This window comes from Pseudomonas sp. B33.4, assembly GCF_034555375.1.
In the GTDB taxonomy this organism is placed as follows: Bacteria; Pseudomonadota; Gammaproteobacteria; order Pseudomonadales; family Pseudomonadaceae; genus Aquipseudomonas.
On sequence record NZ_CP140706.1, the window covers coordinates 1,040,022 to 1,055,039 of the forward strand.

The 15,018-nt window shown below is 57.6% G+C and carries 15 protein-coding genes; 9 read left to right on the plus strand and 6 right to left on the minus strand.

From position 1 onward, the window contains the following. Positions 1–158: 158 nt before the first annotated feature. A complete protein-coding gene (locus tag U6037_RS04475) occupies positions 159–728 on the minus strand; it encodes an antibiotic biosynthesis monooxygenase (protein ID WP_322845932.1) in 570 nt (189 codons plus the stop codon). Between the two features lie 214 nt (positions 729–942). On the opposite strand from U6037_RS04475, the gene U6037_RS04480 reads away from it, so the two are divergent. Continuing rightward, positions 943–1,902 (plus strand): MerR family transcriptional regulator, encoded by a 960-nt coding sequence (locus tag U6037_RS04480; protein WP_322845933.1) that lies wholly within the window; start codon positions 943–945, stop codon positions 1,900–1,902. 3 nt (positions 1,903–1,905) lie between these two features. Here U6037_RS04480 and U6037_RS04485 read toward each other — a convergent pair whose 3' ends face one another. Continuing rightward, complete coding sequence (locus U6037_RS04485; protein WP_322845934.1) at positions 1,906–2,511, minus strand: hypothetical protein; 606 nt, start codon at positions 2,509–2,511, stop codon at positions 1,906–1,908. 54 nt (positions 2,512–2,565) lie between these two features. Beyond that, complete coding sequence (locus tag U6037_RS04490) at positions 2,566–3,042, minus strand: PAS domain-containing protein (protein WP_322845935.1); 477 nt, start codon at positions 3,040–3,042, stop codon at positions 2,566–2,568. Between the two features lie 153 nt (positions 3,043–3,195). Between U6037_RS04490 and U6037_RS04495 the strand changes: the two genes are divergently transcribed. Continuing rightward, the gene (locus U6037_RS04495) at positions 3,196–3,651 is read left to right on the plus strand and encodes a flavodoxin (protein ID WP_322845936.1); all 456 of its coding nucleotides are present in this window, start codon (positions 3,196–3,198) and stop codon (positions 3,649–3,651) included. On the opposite strand, the gene U6037_RS04500 is transcribed toward U6037_RS04495, so the two are convergent. Next, positions 3,641–4,528: a LysR family transcriptional regulator gene (locus U6037_RS04500; protein WP_322845937.1), complete on the minus strand. Its 888-nt coding sequence runs from the start codon at positions 4,526–4,528 to the stop codon at positions 3,641–3,643. The genes U6037_RS04495 and U6037_RS04500 overlap by 11 nt on opposite strands. Positions 4,529–4,624: 96 nt before the next feature. Here U6037_RS04500 and U6037_RS04505 point away from each other — a divergent pair, with 96 nt between their 5' ends. From U6037_RS04505 to U6037_RS04525, 5 genes are all read left to right on the plus strand, one after another. After that, the gene (locus U6037_RS04505) at positions 4,625–5,011 is read left to right on the plus strand and encodes a CidA/LrgA family protein (protein WP_322845938.1); all 387 of its coding nucleotides are present in this window, start codon (positions 4,625–4,627) and stop codon (positions 5,009–5,011) included. After that, a complete protein-coding gene (locus U6037_RS04510) occupies positions 5,001–5,687 on the plus strand; it encodes an LrgB family protein (protein ID WP_322845939.1) in 687 nt (228 codons plus the stop codon). Before U6037_RS04505 ends, U6037_RS04510 begins: the two co-directional genes overlap by 11 nt. A gap of 131 nt (positions 5,688–5,818) precedes the next feature. Continuing rightward, the gene (locus tag U6037_RS04515; RefSeq protein ID WP_322845940.1) at positions 5,819–6,601 is read left to right on the plus strand and encodes a class II aldolase/adducin family protein; all 783 of its coding nucleotides are present in this window, start codon (positions 5,819–5,821) and stop codon (positions 6,599–6,601) included. Then, positions 6,601–7,503, plus strand: a complete 903-nt coding sequence (locus tag U6037_RS04520) for an alpha/beta hydrolase (RefSeq protein ID WP_322845941.1) — start codon at positions 6,601–6,603, stop codon at positions 7,501–7,503. The genes U6037_RS04515 and U6037_RS04520 overlap by 1 nt, the downstream gene beginning before the upstream one ends. Before the next feature lie 223 nt (positions 7,504–7,726). Next, positions 7,727–8,638 (plus strand): SDR family oxidoreductase, encoded by a 912-nt coding sequence (locus tag U6037_RS04525; protein ID WP_322845942.1) that lies wholly within the window; start codon positions 7,727–7,729, stop codon positions 8,636–8,638. A gap of 52 nt (positions 8,639–8,690) precedes the next feature. Here the strand turns inward: U6037_RS04525 and U6037_RS04530 are convergent, their stop codons facing one another. Further along, entirely contained in the window at positions 8,691–8,948 is a 258-nt protein-coding gene (locus U6037_RS04530; protein ID WP_322845943.1) for an immunity protein, read from the minus strand. Then, entirely contained in the window at positions 8,945–11,089 is a 2,145-nt protein-coding gene (locus U6037_RS04535; RefSeq protein WP_322845944.1) for an S-type pyocin domain-containing protein, read from the minus strand. Before U6037_RS04535 ends, U6037_RS04530 begins: the two co-directional genes overlap by 4 nt. Positions 11,090–11,808: 719 nt before the next feature. Between U6037_RS04535 and U6037_RS04540 the strand changes: the two genes are divergently transcribed. Together U6037_RS04540 and U6037_RS04545 are read left to right on the plus strand one after the other, a co-directional pair. Next, the gene (locus tag U6037_RS04540) at positions 11,809–13,602 is read left to right on the plus strand and encodes a DUF1302 domain-containing protein (RefSeq protein WP_322845945.1); all 1,794 of its coding nucleotides are present in this window, start codon (positions 11,809–11,811) and stop codon (positions 13,600–13,602) included. A 23-nt stretch (positions 13,603–13,625) separates the two neighbouring features. Next, complete coding sequence (locus U6037_RS04545) at positions 13,626–14,993, plus strand: DUF1329 domain-containing protein (RefSeq protein WP_322845946.1); 1,368 nt, start codon at positions 13,626–13,628, stop codon at positions 14,991–14,993. The last annotated feature ends 25 nt before the right edge of the window (positions 14,994–15,018 follow it).

A 15,018-nucleotide genomic window follows, 5' to 3' on the forward strand; every position in this document is an offset into this window, starting at 1 on the left:
GTGGGAGCAAAAACTATAACAGCGACATGGCTTGCCCACCTATTGTCGGCTTTCCCCATTACTGTGGGAGCGAGCCTGCTCGCGAAAGCGGTGTCTCAGTCGACATCAATGTTGAAGGTCAGTCCGTATTCGCGAGCAGGCTCGCTCCCACACAGAGATCATCGATTCTGTGCAGAAGACGTCACTGGCACCGGGCGCACCGGGGTGCTGTTCAGCCAGTTCGCCAGCAACCGCGTTGACAGCGGAATAAAGAAGTAAACCATCAGCGGCGTCAGGCACGCCGTGCTGATCAACACACGCGGCAACAAACTCATGTCAGCGAGCAAGGGGCCGAGGACAAAGTTGAACAGCAACGACACCGGAAAGAACGCCAGCCAGATTGCCACAGCCTGCTTCCAGCGCGGTGGACGCTGACCGGCTGCGCCGAACCAGCCTTCGATGCCGCTGACCCGGTGCTCTTTCGGGTGGGCGAACAGGTCGCTGCCACGATCCAGCCACGCCGTGCGCGAAGCCGAATGCTCCCACGCATGCAGCGTCTGTTCATCGACGAAACGGAAAATGATTTGAAACTCGTTATCACCGGGGGGCGGAGCGAGCACGCCAGAGCCGAGATAACCGGGAAAGTCAGTGGCCAGTTGTTCGCCTTCGCGCAGCCAGGCGATCAAATCCTGATAACGGCCGTCGGCGACGCGACGGGCAACCATCAGCGTGACGGGGGAAGTAGACATTTTGTATCTCCGTATTTCGAGTGCGTCACTCCGGGTAGGAATTTCGCCTGACGCAAAGCCGGGGGTAGAGGCCTGCGTTTTTCAACAAGCAAGGATTATTCCGGTTTTTCACGATTAAACCAGCGACTTTCGTCGCATTTCATCACTTGAATCCCATTGGGGCATAAGCGTTAGAATGGGATCCAATTGAACCGACATGGAAGTTGAACACCATATGCCTGTCATCACGGACGCAAGCCCCGCATCGCAGGCATCTGTCGCGCTCGAGCGCGCCGATCTGTTCCCTATTCGTGAGGTCGCACGCCTGACCGGTGTCAACCCGGTGACCTTGCGTGCCTGGGAGCGGCGCTATGGTTTGATTCAGCCAACGCGCACCGAAAGCGGGCATCGGCTCTATTCGATGACCGATATCGAACGCGTGCGCAGCATTGTCGACTGGATTGATCGCGGTGTCGCCGTGAGCAAGGTCGGCAAGATTCTCGCCAGGACTGAACCCATGAAAGTGCTGGCGCACATCATCCCTGATGATCTGGTGCAGGCCGATTACCGGCAATGGCAGGAGCAGATTCAGCAGGCGGTCAGTGCATTCGATGATCAGCAGCTGGATCGGGTGTACGGCCAGATTTTCTCTTCTTACGCACAACCCGTGGTGTTTCAGGACATTCTGATGCCTTTGTGGCTGCAACTGTTGCAGCGCCAGGAGGCTTTCGGGCAAACCAGCGAGTGGCTGTTCTTTGATGGATTTCTGCGGGCGCGGGTGTTGCAACGGATCGTCATGCTGCGTGGCACGCAGCCGCGTCGGGTGGTCGTAAGCGCGCTGGCTGGGCAATGTCGGGAGCTGGAATTGCTGGTGGCGGCGCTGTTTCTCAGCGATAGCAATGCGGGGGTCAGGTTGTTGACCACGGGGCAGCCGTTCGATGAATTGACGCTGGTTTGCGAGAAAATCAAACCCCAAGCGCTGGTGCTGTTTTCCAATCACGCGCCCGGCGCCGATTTGCCTCGGCGTTTGAACCGGCTGGCGTTGAGCCTCGATTGTCAGTTGATGCTGGCGGGCGATGCGTCAGATCTGGCGCAGGACAGTCTGGCCGGATCCTCTGTTGCATGCCTTGGAAATGAAGGTGGCAACATGCGTCAACGCATGCTGCAGTTTCTCGCGGGAAATCTGGATACCTGAAACTCAGGTGTGCAGGGCAGGGTGGGTCAAGCGATGTTGTTGCAGGATGAATTGGCGCAGACGCTCGGTTTCGTCGGTGTCGGTCTGGCTCAGTTCGTAGGCGTAGAAACCGCTTTCGGTTTCCCGTTCGAAATTGCCCCGCAATGAAATCCGCTCGTAACCCGAAGGGCTGAACCACAGCGCGAAATGCTTGGGTGGTTTGGTCTTGTTGCGCACTTCCAGCAGCACACCTTTGTGCGACACCTCGTGTACCCACAACATGCCCGGCTGACCTTTGGCGTTTTCCAGGGCTACCGGCTCTTCAAGCACCAGTCGCCATGGCCGCACCATCGGGCCGTCTTCGTAAATACTCGGCACGCCGAGACGCAGATGCAGTGCGTGAAACTCGTCTTCCACCAGATGCAGAGGGAAGGTCATTTGCTGGTTTTCGAAGTTGGCCTGAATGGTCACTTGCTCGTGCGCGGCCAGGCGCGTGAGCAAATCGCGGATCTGCGAACCGCCGTTAACCAGCAGACTCGACGTCGCATCCCGCACGTTCAGTTGCGGGTTGTGCTGCATGGTCTGGATGAAATCCAGCTCATCCTGAGTGAGGAGGGCGTCGCGCTGCATGGCTAACTCGAAAGATATAGTTACAAAGTCATTGGTGATTGTAGTTAATGACACTTAGTTCGCGATTTTGTTTTGACCGTTTGTCGCTTTCAATGCTGCCAGTTCCGCCTCGAGGGCTGCGACCTGGGCTTCCAGCTGTGCCACACGCTGCTGAGCCTTGACCTGAACAGTCACGTCCTTCTGCACGCCGACGAAATAAGTCTGCCCGTCATCGGCGTTTTTCACCGTTGAAAGCGACAGTTCATTCCAGAACGGCGTGCCGTCCTTGCGATAGTTGCGCAGGATTTCCCGGCACGATCCATTGTTGCGCAAGACCTCGCGAATCAGCTCCAGACTCTCCTGATCGCGATCACCGGCCTGCAGAAAACGGCAGTCCTGATAGAGGATTTCCTCGCTGGTGTAACCGGTCAGGCGCTCAAAAGCCGGGTTCACATAAATCAGGATGTTGTCCTGCTCACCTTCCTTCTCGGCGACCACGATCCCGTCGTTCGACGCGTTGATCACCATTTGCAGCAAGCTTGCGTTGATCATCTTTGAATCCTTTCAGAGTTGTCAGTGGCTCGCATTCTAGAAGAACCGCAGGCGCTGTCTACTGGCCATTATCGCCAGTTGAGATCCAATCGCAGCTTTGCGCTGGAGACTGTTACTATCGCCGCTCTTTTTTTCAGTTTCAGGATCAGATTGATGAAAGTCGCCATCCTCTCCGGTTCGGTCTACGGCACCGCCGAAGAAGTCGCCCGTCACGCCCAGAACCTGTTGAAAGCCGCTGGCTTTGAAACCTTCTACAACTCGCGCGCCAGCCTGGCGGACATTCAAGCGTTCGGCCCTGAGGCGTTTCTGGCGGTGACTTCGACCACCGGCATGGGCGAGTTGCCGGATAACCTGCAACCGCTGTACTCGACCATTCGCGACCAGTTGCCGGCCGCGTGGCGCGGTTTGCCGGGTGCGGTGATTGCCTTGGGCGATGCCAGCTATGGCGATACCTTCTGTGGCGGTGGCGAGCAAATGCGTGAATTATTCGGCGAACTGGGCGTGCGCGAAGTGCAGGACATGCTGCGCATCGATGCCAGCGAAAGTGTCACCCCGGAAACCGACGCCGAGCCTTGGCTGGCACAGTTGATCGACGCGCTCAAGGGCTGATCGCCCGCTCGCGCAGCAAGCTCAGCCACGCCTGCGCCGCTTTCGACAGATACGCGCCACGACGCCAGATGAACGCGATATCCCAACGCAGATAATCTGGCGCGCGCAAGGTCAGGCGCACTACGCCTGGCCGCACCAGACCGCGCGCGACCACGCTGGGCAACAGCACCACGCCTTGTCCGGCGGCCACCAGCGCCGCAAGAAAGTCTGCCTGACCGCTGCGTCCGCCTTCCTTCGGCGTGAAGCCCAATTGCTGGCATGCCTGCAGCAAGCGGTCGTTGAGCACGAAACTGCGCTGATAGAGCAGAAAAGGCGTTTCGGCCAATTCCTCCAGAGCAATCTCGCCGCGATCGGCCAGCGGATGATCCACTGGCAGCAGGGCGTCAAGTTGCTCATCGCAAAATGGCTGACAGTCGAATTGTGGATCCTTGGGCAACAGACTGCCGCCCAATTCCAGTTCCCCGCTCAACACCGCCTGCTCGATATTGCGACTGCCGCCCTCCAGCAATTGCACGCTGATATTCGGATAGCGCCGCCGATATTCGGCAAACAGTCCAGCGAACAGCGCGTCACTGCCCAGCAGTGGCAGGCCGAGGCGCAGTTCACCACGTGCCAGATGACTGAGGTCGTCCAGTTCCGCGAGCAATTCGTTGCGCAAGCGCAGCATGCCCTCGGCCCGTTGCAGCACCACGCTGCCAGCGGCGGTCAGGCGCAACTGCGAACCGAGTCGTTCGAGCAACGGCGTGCCGAGGCTCTGCTCCAGTTGTGCGATTTGTTTGCTCACCGCAGATTGGCTGATGTGCAGGTTTTTTGCGGCTTGGGTGAAACCGCCCTGATGCATGACTTCGACAAAACTGCGCAGCTGTTTGAATTCCATGGCCTGATTCCATTCTGGAATGGCTTTGAGTCTAACAATTCGCTTCAGGGATGGCAGGTCACTTCGTAAAATAGGCTTCTGTAAGGAGCCAACCTCATGAACGCCGCCCGCTTCAAACATCTTTCCCGTCTCTTCGTCGAACTCGCCGTGTTACTCAGTCTCTACCTGCTCGGTTGCCAACTAGCCGCATGGCTAGCCTGGCCGATTCCCGGCGGCGTGATCGGCATGGCGCTGTTGCTGCTGGCTTTTGCCTTCGGCTGGGTCAACCCGGCGGCACTGCAATTGGGCGCGGGGTTGCTGATGGCCGAGATGCTGCTGTTTTTCATTCCGGCGCTGATGAGCTTGCTCGATTACGGCGCGTTACTGCGCAATGACGGCTGGCGGATTTTGCTGGTGATCGCCGCCAGCACCTTGATGGTGATGCTGGTCACCGCGTTCACCGTGGAACTGGCCGTACGCGCGAGGCGCTCCCATGAAGCTTGAATGGATGCCGATGTTCTGGCTCGCCTTCACCTTGCTGGCGTACCTGTTCAGCCGCTGGATTTATCGGCGTACCGGTCGCTACGTATTGTCGCCGCTGATTCTGGTGCCGGCCTTGCTGCTGGCGCTCGCCGTGCCGCTGCACACGGCGTATGCCGAGTATTCGAGCAACACCCACTGGCTGATGCTGGTGCTGGGCCCGGTGACCGTCGCGTTCGCCGTACCGATCTGGCAGCAACGCCGATTGTTGATGCGGCACTGGTCGGCACTGATGCTGGGTATGGTTGTCGGCAGTGCGGCGTCGATTGGTACTTCGTTCGGATTGGCCAAGGCGTTGGCGTTGGACAGTTCGGTGACGATGTCGCTGGTACCACGTTCGATCACCACACCGTTCGCTATGCCGTTGGCACAAAATCTCGGTGGCGTGCCGGAATTGACGGCGGTGTTCGTAATGTTCACCGGCGTGTTCGGTGCGATGCTCGGCGGCGTGCTCTTGAAGTGGTTGCCGTTGCGCAGTGCCTTGGCGCGCGGTGCGCTGTTCGGGGTTGGCGCGCACGGCGCAGGCGTCAGTCGCGCCCATGAAGTGGGGGGCGAAGAAGGCTCTGTCGCCGGGCTGGTGATGGTATTGACCGGCCTGCTCAATCTGTTTGCCGCGCCATTGTTGGCGTCGTTGCTTTGACATGGATCCAAGCTGTTTGCATTGCTGACTCGATCAGTCATCAAGCTGGCTGCCAATGCAACTACGCGATCCTCTGCGCCTGACTAGACTGCTCACACGTGCAGAACAATAAGAACGCAGAGGTGCATACAGTGAGCGTAGCCCCCGTCCAATCGTCCCTTAATGTCAAAGACCAGGTCAGCGCCGCAGAGTGGCAGACCCGTGTCGATCTCGCCGCCTGTTATCGACTGGTCGCCGCCCATGGCTGGGACGACCTGATCTTCACCCATATTTCCGCCAAGGTGCCGGGCACCGAAGATTTCCTGATCAACCCGTTCGGGCTGATGTTTCACGAGATCACGGCGTCGAGCCTGGTGAAGGTCGATCAGGCCGGCAACAAACTCATGGACAGCCCCTACGAGATCAACCCCGCCGGCTACACCATCCATAGCGCCGTGCATGAAGTGCGACACGACGTGGTTTGTGTGCTGCATACGCACACCGCGTCGGGTGTTGCGGTGTCGGCGCAAAAGCAGGGCGTGTTGCCGATCAGCCAGCAGTCGCTGTTCGTGCTGTCGAGCCTGGCTTATCACGCCTATGAAGGTGTGGCGCTGAACCACGAAGAAAAGGCGCGTTTGCAGGCCGATCTGGGCGACAACAATTTCCTGATGCTGCACAACCACGGTCTGCTGACCTGTGGTGGCACCATCGCCGACACTTTTCTGATGATGTTCACTTTCCAGCGCGCCTGCGACATTCAGGTCATGGCGCAAACCGGCGGGGCTGAACTCATCGCCATCGAACCGCAAATTCTGGCAGGCGCCAAAGCGATGATCGCCGGCGTCACCAAAAGCGCTCAAGGCATGGGTGGCGCGCTGGCCTGGCCGGCGCTGCTGCGCAAACTCGATAAACAAGACCCCGGATATAAACTCTAATGCCTCTTGCCGAGATTCCTCTGTGTGTCTGGCGCAAACGCAGCCAGACGTTTGTCTTTCGTGGTCAGCCGATTCGCTACTGGACGGCGGGGCAGGGTGAGCCGCTGTTGCTGATCCACGGCTTCCCGACCGCCAGTTGGGATTGGCATTACCTGTGGCAGCCGCTGGCCCAGCGATACCGAGTGATAGCATGCGACATGCTCGGCTTTGGCGATTCGGCCAAACCGCTCAATCACACCTACAGCCTGCTGGAACAGGCTGACCTGCAGCAGGCCTTGCTCGCGCATTTGCAGGTCGAGCAACCGGTGCATGTGCTTGCGCACGATTACGGTGACAGCGTTGCGCAGGAACTGCTCGCCCGGCACTACGAAGACCTGATCGAAGTGGCCAGTTGCGTGTTTCTCAACGGCGGATTGTTTCCGGAAACCCATCGTCCGGTGCTGATGCAGAAACTGCTGCTCAGTCCGCTGGGTTGGATGATCGGCCGCGCATTCACCCGCGACGCTTTGGTAAAAAGCTTCCGGCAGATCTTCGGCCCGCAGACCCGCCCCACTGAAAGTGAACTGGACGATTTCTGGAGTCTGGTCGACAGCAATCGCGGGCCACGGATCATGCACAAGTTGATCAGCTACATTCCCGAACGCCGGGTGCAGCGGGATCGCTGGGTGACGGCGATGCAGCGCGGCGAGATTCCGTTACGGGTGATCGATGGCGAAGTCGATCCGATTTCCGGAGCGCACATGGTCGAGCGTTACCGCGAGTTGATCCCGGACGCGGACACGGTGTTGTTGCCGGGTATCGGCCACTATCCGCAGACCGAGGCGCCGGTGCAGGTGCTCAAGCACTACCTGGCGTTTCGTGAGCGTTTTGTGCTGCCGCCGCGCAAAGTGGCGTGCTCCTGACAGATCAAAAGATCGTCCGAACGCGGCCCGAGCCTGCGGCAGCTCCGACACAAATTCAATGTGGGAGCTGCCGCAGGCTGCGATCTTTTGATCTTTTGTTTCTTTGACGCCCTCATCATCCCCCAACCTTATTGCACACCATTCAGCCTCAGCCGTATTCGTTGTGACCAAAAGCCCTGTGCCTGACACTCAGGATCAATACTGGCCTGCTGGAGTTGCTGCGATGAATGAATCTGTGCGTTTCGAAGATAAAGTCGTCATCGTCACCGGAGCCGGTGGCGGCCTCGGACGCGCCCACGCATTGTTGTTTGCCAGACAGGGCGCCAAAGTGCTGGTCAATGATCTTGGCGGCTCGACTCAGGGCGAAGGCGCCAATGCCTCCGCCGCTGATCGCGTGGTTGCGGAAATTCGTCAGGCTGGCGGTATCGCCGAAGCCAACCACGACTCGGTCACCGAGGGCGACAAACTGGTACAAAACGCGCTCGACGTCTTCGGCCGTGTCGACGTCGTCGTCAACAACGCCGGCATCCTGCGCGACAAGACCTTCCACAAAATGGACGACGCCGACTGGGATCTGGTCTACCGCGTCCACGTCGAAGGCGCCTACAAAGTCACCCGCGCCGCCTGGCCGCACCTGCGTGAGCAAAACTACGGCCGGGTGATCTTCACCGCCTCGACCTCAGGCATCTACGGCAACTTCGGTCAGTCCAACTACGGCATGGCCAAACTCGGCCTTTACGGCCTGACCCGCACCCTGGCCATCGAAGGCCGTAAAAACAACATCCTCGTCAACGCCATCGCCCCAACCGGCGGCACGCGTATGACTGAAGGCCTGATCCCGCCGCAAGTGTTCGAGCAATTGAAACCGGAACTGGTCAGCCCGCTGGTGGTGTATCTGGCCAGTGAGCAATGCCAGGAAACGTCCGGACTGTTCGAGGTCGGTGGCGGCTGGATGGGCAAGGTGCGTTGGGAACGCAGCCTAGGTGCCGGTTTTGATCCGCGCGTAGGTTTCTCGCCGGAAGATGTCGCGGCGCACTGGCAGCAGATCTGTGATTTCGAGGGGGCGGCGCATCCGAAGGACAATATTGAAGCGCTGAAGGAAATGATGGCGAATTTGCAGAAGTATTCGCTTTAAGTACTTAAGCCACCCGACTAATGCAAGTGATGGTCGGGTGGTTTTTTGTGTTTTAGTCGTAGCGTTTTTCTGTCATGAACGCTGGCGGTGTCCAATTGGGACCTTTAATGGTTTTTCCATTTTCGTCGTAGGACAACACCCCATCTCTGAACAGCGAGTTGTATGTGTCGATGAAGACACTGTGGGAGATTGTATCCTTGCGATAACGTGCATACATTTGATCGAGGCGCATGGGATGAAAACAAAGTGCTAAGAGTGAAATGACGTCCGCAATCGGTTCGTTTTTTATGATTTTCTCGACAGTAGTCATTGGACGAAACTCCGCATGTCGTTTTGATATTCCCGTTCATCTTGAGCATTCATTGCGTTGACTGCCTCTTCGTTGTAGAGCAGAGTCAATTCGCTGCCGAGTTTGTAGTCCTCAAGGGTCGCAGTATGGGCATTGTTCCATATCGTGGATTCCTCAGAGGGCGATGTGTCGTCGCTATAGCCAAAATTTCTGTATCGCTCCAGCTCTCTCAATTCGTGAGTGTAGTAACGCAGGTCAGTGTCAGTAAAATTCAGATCACCTTTTAAAATTCTCTCTAATCGCTGAATCATGATGTCGTTAGCGTCTGATTGGTTGAATCTCGCTACGTGTAATTTCACGTTGGTGACTCCAGCTTGCGTGATTACAGCCGTTCGCCAATCCAGATCAAGTACTGGTCCACCAGACTGCTCTGGGTTGTAGGTCCGACCGCTGTATTTCCCTTTTACATAACCTCCCGCGTACGGACTGCTGAACACCACATAAAGCGGCGCAATCCCCGAGTCATCGGGAAACACGATGATGAATCGTTCCCAGCCTTCGACCAGAATCGGATTCAGGTCCAACCGTCCTTCGATCGGAACAATCGGAGCGCCCGTATACGCCGGGGAGTCGGTATCTACCACGGGCGATTCAGTCGAGCTGTCACCCGGCGAGATGGCGGGCGTCCAGGTCAGAAAGTCCGTCGGCGAATCTGGCAGCGCTACTTCATAAACATCATTCAGCAAGTCATAGGCCGCATTCAGAACCAGCACACTCGAGCGGATATGGAAGTCATCGTTTGTAGCGACGAAGACTTCAGCGCCAGCCCCGAGCCGCCTTACGCCTAAGCCCACGGGCAGCTCTAATGTGCCTTGCCGATCCGCTATTTCGCGCAATGTCTGAGGAGACTCCGGCGACAACTCCGCAAGTGGAACGCTCATGGAAAAGCGTTCGCCGTTGCCCAAGCGTGATGGCATTAACAGTGCCGCGAAACCTACCAGCACCGGACCGCTGATCAGCGCAGCGCCTGCAGCCTTCACGGCCAGTAATCCTGTGCGCATTGCGCTGAGAATCCCGGATGACGATGCCGGAGGAAGACGAATGGTTTTGGAGGCAAAAGACAAAACCGGACTGGTTGAAGCCACGGCTCCTGAAGCCGGATATACATGCTGGATCTCTGCTGAATGACCTTCCTGCTGGTTCGCTTCTACACGCTGCTCCATTTGCGCTTGAAGACGAGCCTGCTCGGCAGCAAACGCCTGTGCGGCTGCTTCAGCTTTTGCTTGTGCTTCGGCTAAAGCGCTCTTCAATGCCGCGATTCGCGCTTGTTCCCGAGCTTCAGCTCTCATTTCAGCAAGAATGCGTGCCAACTGGGCGGAGTATTTTGCCAGGTATGCATCCATATCCTGCTTTTTCGCCAGGGTGGCAAGTCGCGCCTGTTCACGGGCACGAATTTGCTCCTGCTCTTGACGTGCAGCTTCAGCAATTTCTCTTTGACGTTGCTGTTCTAAGGCAATCCGTGCGTGTTCTGCCGCTACTCGCCGAGCTTCTGCCGCCGCTTGTGCTTGCGCCTGATCATTTGTCTGAACGGCGGCCAGCCAGTTCTGCACGTTGACCTGTTGCTGGTTGAGCATCTGAATTGATTGCGCCAGCAATTTCGCTTCGTGTGCGGCTCTGTACGAGGCAGCCCAGGTCTGCATCGCAATTCCCCGCGCATTAACGGTTCTATCGATGCTTTGGGCTTTTCGAAAGTAGGCATGGAAGTCTTTATTAAGTGGGTCATCTCCAAAGAACTGATTGGCTTGTGCTATTTTTTGATGAAATTCAGCGGTTTTTCTTTGAATGAGGGTATGTCGTACACCCAACTCACGAAGGATTGCTTGCGCGGGAGGAAGTGGGTGGGTTGCACCTTCCAGCCGCGTTGCGGCCAGATCCTGCTCAATTGATTGGGGCAGTTGCTCTGTTCGAGTTTGAAACTCACGAGCAGTTCTCAGGCTGTGGGCAGTAAACTCCCGAGAGTTGACTTGAACATTGTTGGGAATAGCAAATGTGCCGCTTTGGGAGAGGTTCGGTGATGTCCCTCTAATCAAAGGTGTGTTGGGGGGGGCTGTTGCCGTCGTATGAACAGCTTCGGTTAACACAAAGGGTGGAGGCTTTTGCATATTCATGTCCTTTTGAATGTGCGTGATAATTCGCTGGCAAGTCAGCGCGACCGATAGCGACGTCCGTGTCACCAGCGAGGGGTTTAGGTGTTTCAAGTTACATCAGACTTGCGGTTACAAAATCTGAGAAGCCCGTAAGTAACAGGGCTTTGTTTCGAGAGGGTTTTCGCAGGCTAATAACAAAGTAGGGAGAATTCTTCTGCGCTGCAGGAAATGTCCTACGTTGTTCTCGGAAAGTGTTTGCAAGTTGTAGAGGTTTTTTTCAACGCCCATAAAAAAGGCCGCTGCAAACGCAGCGGCCAAGGTAAGACGTTGGATCAAGGAGCTACAAATCAACGTCAGTGAACACCGGGGCGATAAACCGAACTTTCGATTTATCTGGAATCTGTTGCCATTCGCTTCAGTCACTTAGCGTAGCTGGCTTCGGGCTTTACGGCGTGTCCCGTCAAAGCGCGTTCAGAATAAGGTCTTGAACACGTAGGAAAAATACCAATTCCGGACATGCACTGTTGCGGGGCATGCAACAGTCGCGTGATCCGATGTGTACCATGCGCTGCACTGATGATCCTCCATCCAGCCGATCCATGAACGGCGCAAAGCCCCGTCGCGCAAGGCCATTCATCCTTTCGAGCGACAACACGAATACCTCCTTGGTGCGCTTATCGACGCGGTTGCCCGGCAGTAGGGTGGGGCCTTCTGTCACTCACCGGGGAAGACGCATGACAAAAACAACAATGCGCGCCATCTTCACACCGCAGGCGCTGGCAGCCGCGGTGGCTTTGGGTTGCTGCGCCCAGGCGCAAGCGGTTGCGTTCAACATTGGCGAAATCGAAGGCACCTTCGACTCGTCGCTGTCGATCGGCGCAAGCTGGGGCATGCGCGATGCCGACAAATCGCTGGTCGGCACAGTCAATGGTGGTACCGGGCAATCCTCGACCGGTGATGACGGGCGTTTGAATTTCAAGAAGGGCGAGACCTTCTCGAAAATCTTCAAAGGTATTCATGACCTCGAACTCAAGTACGGCGACACCGGTGTCTTCGTGCGCGGCAAGTACTGGTATGACTTCGAGCTGAAGGACGAAGATCGCGAGTTCAAGCCGATCAGCGACAGCGGCCGCAAGGAAGGCGCGAAATCTTCCGGCGCGCAGATCCTTGATGCATTCGTCTATCACAACTATTCCATCGCCGATCTGCCGGGCACCGTGCGCGCGGGCAAGCAGGTAGTGAGCTGGGGCGAAAGTACCTTCATCGGTAACTCGATCAACAGCATCAACCCGATCGACGTTTCGGCGTTTCGTCGCCCCGGTGCGGAGATCAAGGAAGGCCTGATTCCGGTCAACATGCTGTTTGGCTCGCAAGGCCTGACCGATCAACTGACCGTTGAAGGTTTCTATCAACTGGAATGGGATCAGACCGTTCTCGACAACTGCGGCACCTTCTTTGGCGTCGATGTGGCGGCGGACGGGTGCAACAACGGCTACACCGTCGGCAACCCGGCGATCGCACCGTTTGTCCCGCTGACTCAGGCGTTTGGTCAAGGCATTCAGGTGACTCGCGAAGGCGTGGTGATCCCCCGTGGCGGTGACCGCGATGCACGGGACTCCGGACAGTGGGGTACGGCGTTGCGCTGGCTCGGCGACGATACCGAGTATGGTCTCTACTTCATGAATTACCACAGCCGCACGCCAACCGTGGGCACTACCACGGCGGGGCTTTCGACCCTCGCGGCGTTACCGGGCATGGTCGGTATTGCCAACGGCCTGGCCCCCGGCAGCGGTTCCGGTCTGGCGCAGAGCGTGATGCTCGGACGCGGTCAGTACTACCTCGAGTATCCGGAAGACATCCGTCTGTACGGCGCCAGTTTCTCCACCACCTTACCGACCGGCACCGCATGGACTGGCGAGATCAGCTACCGGCCCAACGCTCCGGTGCAGGTCAACACCAACGACCTGACGCTGGCACTGCTCAACCCGATTGCGGGTGGTACGGCGTCGCCACTTTCGACGTCACCGGGGGCGGACAACAAAGGCTATCGGCGCAAGGAAGTTACGCAAATCCAGAGCACCCTTACGCACTTCTTCGATCAGGTCTGGGGCGCTCAACGTTTGACCCTGGTCGGTGAAGCCGCCGTGGTGCGGGTCGGCGGTCTGGAGTCGCGCGACAAGCTGCGTTATGGCCGCGACTCGGTGTATGGCCAATACGGTTTCGGCGGCGACACCGACGGTTTTGTCACCTCGACTTCGTGGGGCTATCGCGCCCGGGCGATCCTCGATTACGCCAACGTGATCGGCGGGATCAACCTCAAACCCAACCTGTCGTGGTCGCATGACGTCGCCGGTTATGGCCCCAACGGCCTGTTCAACGAAGGCGCGAAAGCAATCAGCGTCGGCGTCGATGCCGACTACCGCAACACCTACACCGCGAGCCTCAGTTACACCGACTTTTTCGGTGGTGACTACAACGTCCTCGAAGACCGTGACTTCGTCGCACTGAGCTTCGGCGTGAACTTCTGATCTGCCCGAGAAGGATGAAAGCAATGCGCAAAATGATTCTGCAATGTGGTGTGCTGGCCCTGAGTCTGCTGGCAGCCAACGTGATGGCGGCGGTGTCGCCGGACGAGGCCAACAAGCTCGGCACCAGCCTGACGCCGCTGGGGGCCGAGAAGGCCGGCAACGCTGACGGTTCGATTCCGGCGTGGACTGGCGGCATACCGAAAAATGCCGCAGCGGTGGACAGCAAAGGCTTCCTCGCCGACCCGTTCGCCAATGAAAAACCGCTGTTCACCATCACCGCAGCCAACGTCGACAAGTACAAGGACAAGCTCTCCGACGGTCAGGTGGCGATGTTCAAACGTTACCCGGAAACTTACAAAATTCCGGTCTACACCACCCACCGCACTGTCGCCGCACCGGCGGAAATCTACGAATCGGCCAAGCGCAGTGCGCTCAACGTCACCACGATCAACGACGGTAACGGCCTGGCCAATTTCACCGGCAATCGCTATTACGCCTTCCCGATCCCGAAGAACGGCGTCGAGGTATTGTGGAACCACATCACCCGTTACCACGGCGGCAACGTCAGACGCATCATCACCCAGGTCACCCCACAGACCAACGGCAGCTACACGCCGATCCGCTTCGAAGAAGAGATCGCCGTGCCGCAACTGATCAAGGATATCGACCCGGAAAAAGCCGCCAACGTGCTGACCTTCTTCAAGCAGTCGGTGACTGCTCCAGCGCGTCTGGCCGGTAACGTATTGCTGGTACACGAGACCCTCGATCAGGTGAAGGAACCGCGCCTGGCGTGGATCTACAACGCCGGTCAGCGCCGCGTGCGTCGTGCGCCGCAAGTAGCCTATGACGGTCCGGGCACTGCCGCCGACGGCCTGCGTACCTCGGATAACTTCGACATGTTCTCCGGCGCACCGGATCGCTACGACTGGAAACTGGTCGGCAAGAAGGAAATGTACATCCCGTACAACAGCTACAAACTCGATTCGCCGAGCCTCAAGTACGACGACATCGTCAAGGCCGGGCACATCAATCAGGACCTGACGCGCTATGAGTTGCACCGGGTCTGGGAAGTGATCGGCACCGTCAAACCGAATGAGCGGCATATCTACGCCAAACGCCACATGTATATCGACGAGGACAGTTGGCAGGTTGCACTGGCCGACCACTACGACGGTCGCGGTCAACTCTGGCGCGTAGCCGAAGGCCACTCTGAATATCACTACGAGCATCAGGCACAGGCATACACACTCGAAGCGCTCTACGACATCATTGCCGGCCGCTACATTGCCTTGGGGATGAAGAACGAAGAGAAGCACAGTTACGAATTCGGCTTTGAAGCCAAGGCTGCCGACTACACGCCAGCGGCCTTGCGTGCAGAGGGTGTGCGGTAACGGTTCAGATACATCAGTGGACAAA

Coding starts and splice junctions, on each gene's coding strand:
- U6037_RS04520 (WP_322845941.1), top strand. CDS start 6,601: ATGCCTCTTGCCGAGATTCCTCTGTGTGTCTGGCGCAAACGCAGCCAG.
- U6037_RS04505 (WP_322845938.1), top strand. CDS start 4,625: ATGAACGCCGCCCGCTTCAAACATCTTTCCCGTCTCTTCGTCGAACTC.
- U6037_RS04495 (WP_322845936.1), top strand. CDS start 3,196: ATGAAAGTCGCCATCCTCTCCGGTTCGGTCTACGGCACCGCCGAAGAA.
- U6037_RS04490 (WP_322845935.1), bottom strand. CDS start 3,042: ATGATCAACGCAAGCTTGCTGCAAATGGTGATCAACGCGTCGAACGAC.
- U6037_RS04480 (WP_322845933.1), top strand. CDS start 943: ATGCCTGTCATCACGGACGCAAGCCCCGCATCGCAGGCATCTGTCGCG.
- U6037_RS04545 (WP_322845946.1), top strand. CDS start 13,626: ATGCGCAAAATGATTCTGCAATGTGGTGTGCTGGCCCTGAGTCTGCTG.
- U6037_RS04475 (WP_322845932.1), bottom strand. CDS start 728: ATGTCTACTTCCCCCGTCACGCTGATGGTTGCCCGTCGCGTCGCCGAC.
- U6037_RS04535 (WP_322845944.1), bottom strand. CDS start 11,089: ATGCAAAAGCCTCCACCCTTTGTGTTAACCGAAGCTGTTCATACGACG.
- U6037_RS04525 (WP_322845942.1), top strand. CDS start 7,727: ATGAATGAATCTGTGCGTTTCGAAGATAAAGTCGTCATCGTCACCGGA.
- U6037_RS04500 (WP_322845937.1), bottom strand. CDS start 4,528: ATGGAATTCAAACAGCTGCGCAGTTTTGTCGAAGTCATGCATCAGGGC.
- U6037_RS04510 (WP_322845939.1), top strand. CDS start 5,001: ATGAAGCTTGAATGGATGCCGATGTTCTGGCTCGCCTTCACCTTGCTG.
- U6037_RS04530 (WP_322845943.1), bottom strand. CDS start 8,948: ATGACTACTGTCGAGAAAATCATAAAAAACGAACCGATTGCGGACGTC.
- U6037_RS04540 (WP_322845945.1), top strand. CDS start 11,809: ATGACAAAAACAACAATGCGCGCCATCTTCACACCGCAGGCGCTGGCA.
- U6037_RS04485 (WP_322845934.1), bottom strand. CDS start 2,511: ATGCAGCGCGACGCCCTCCTCACTCAGGATGAGCTGGATTTCATCCAG.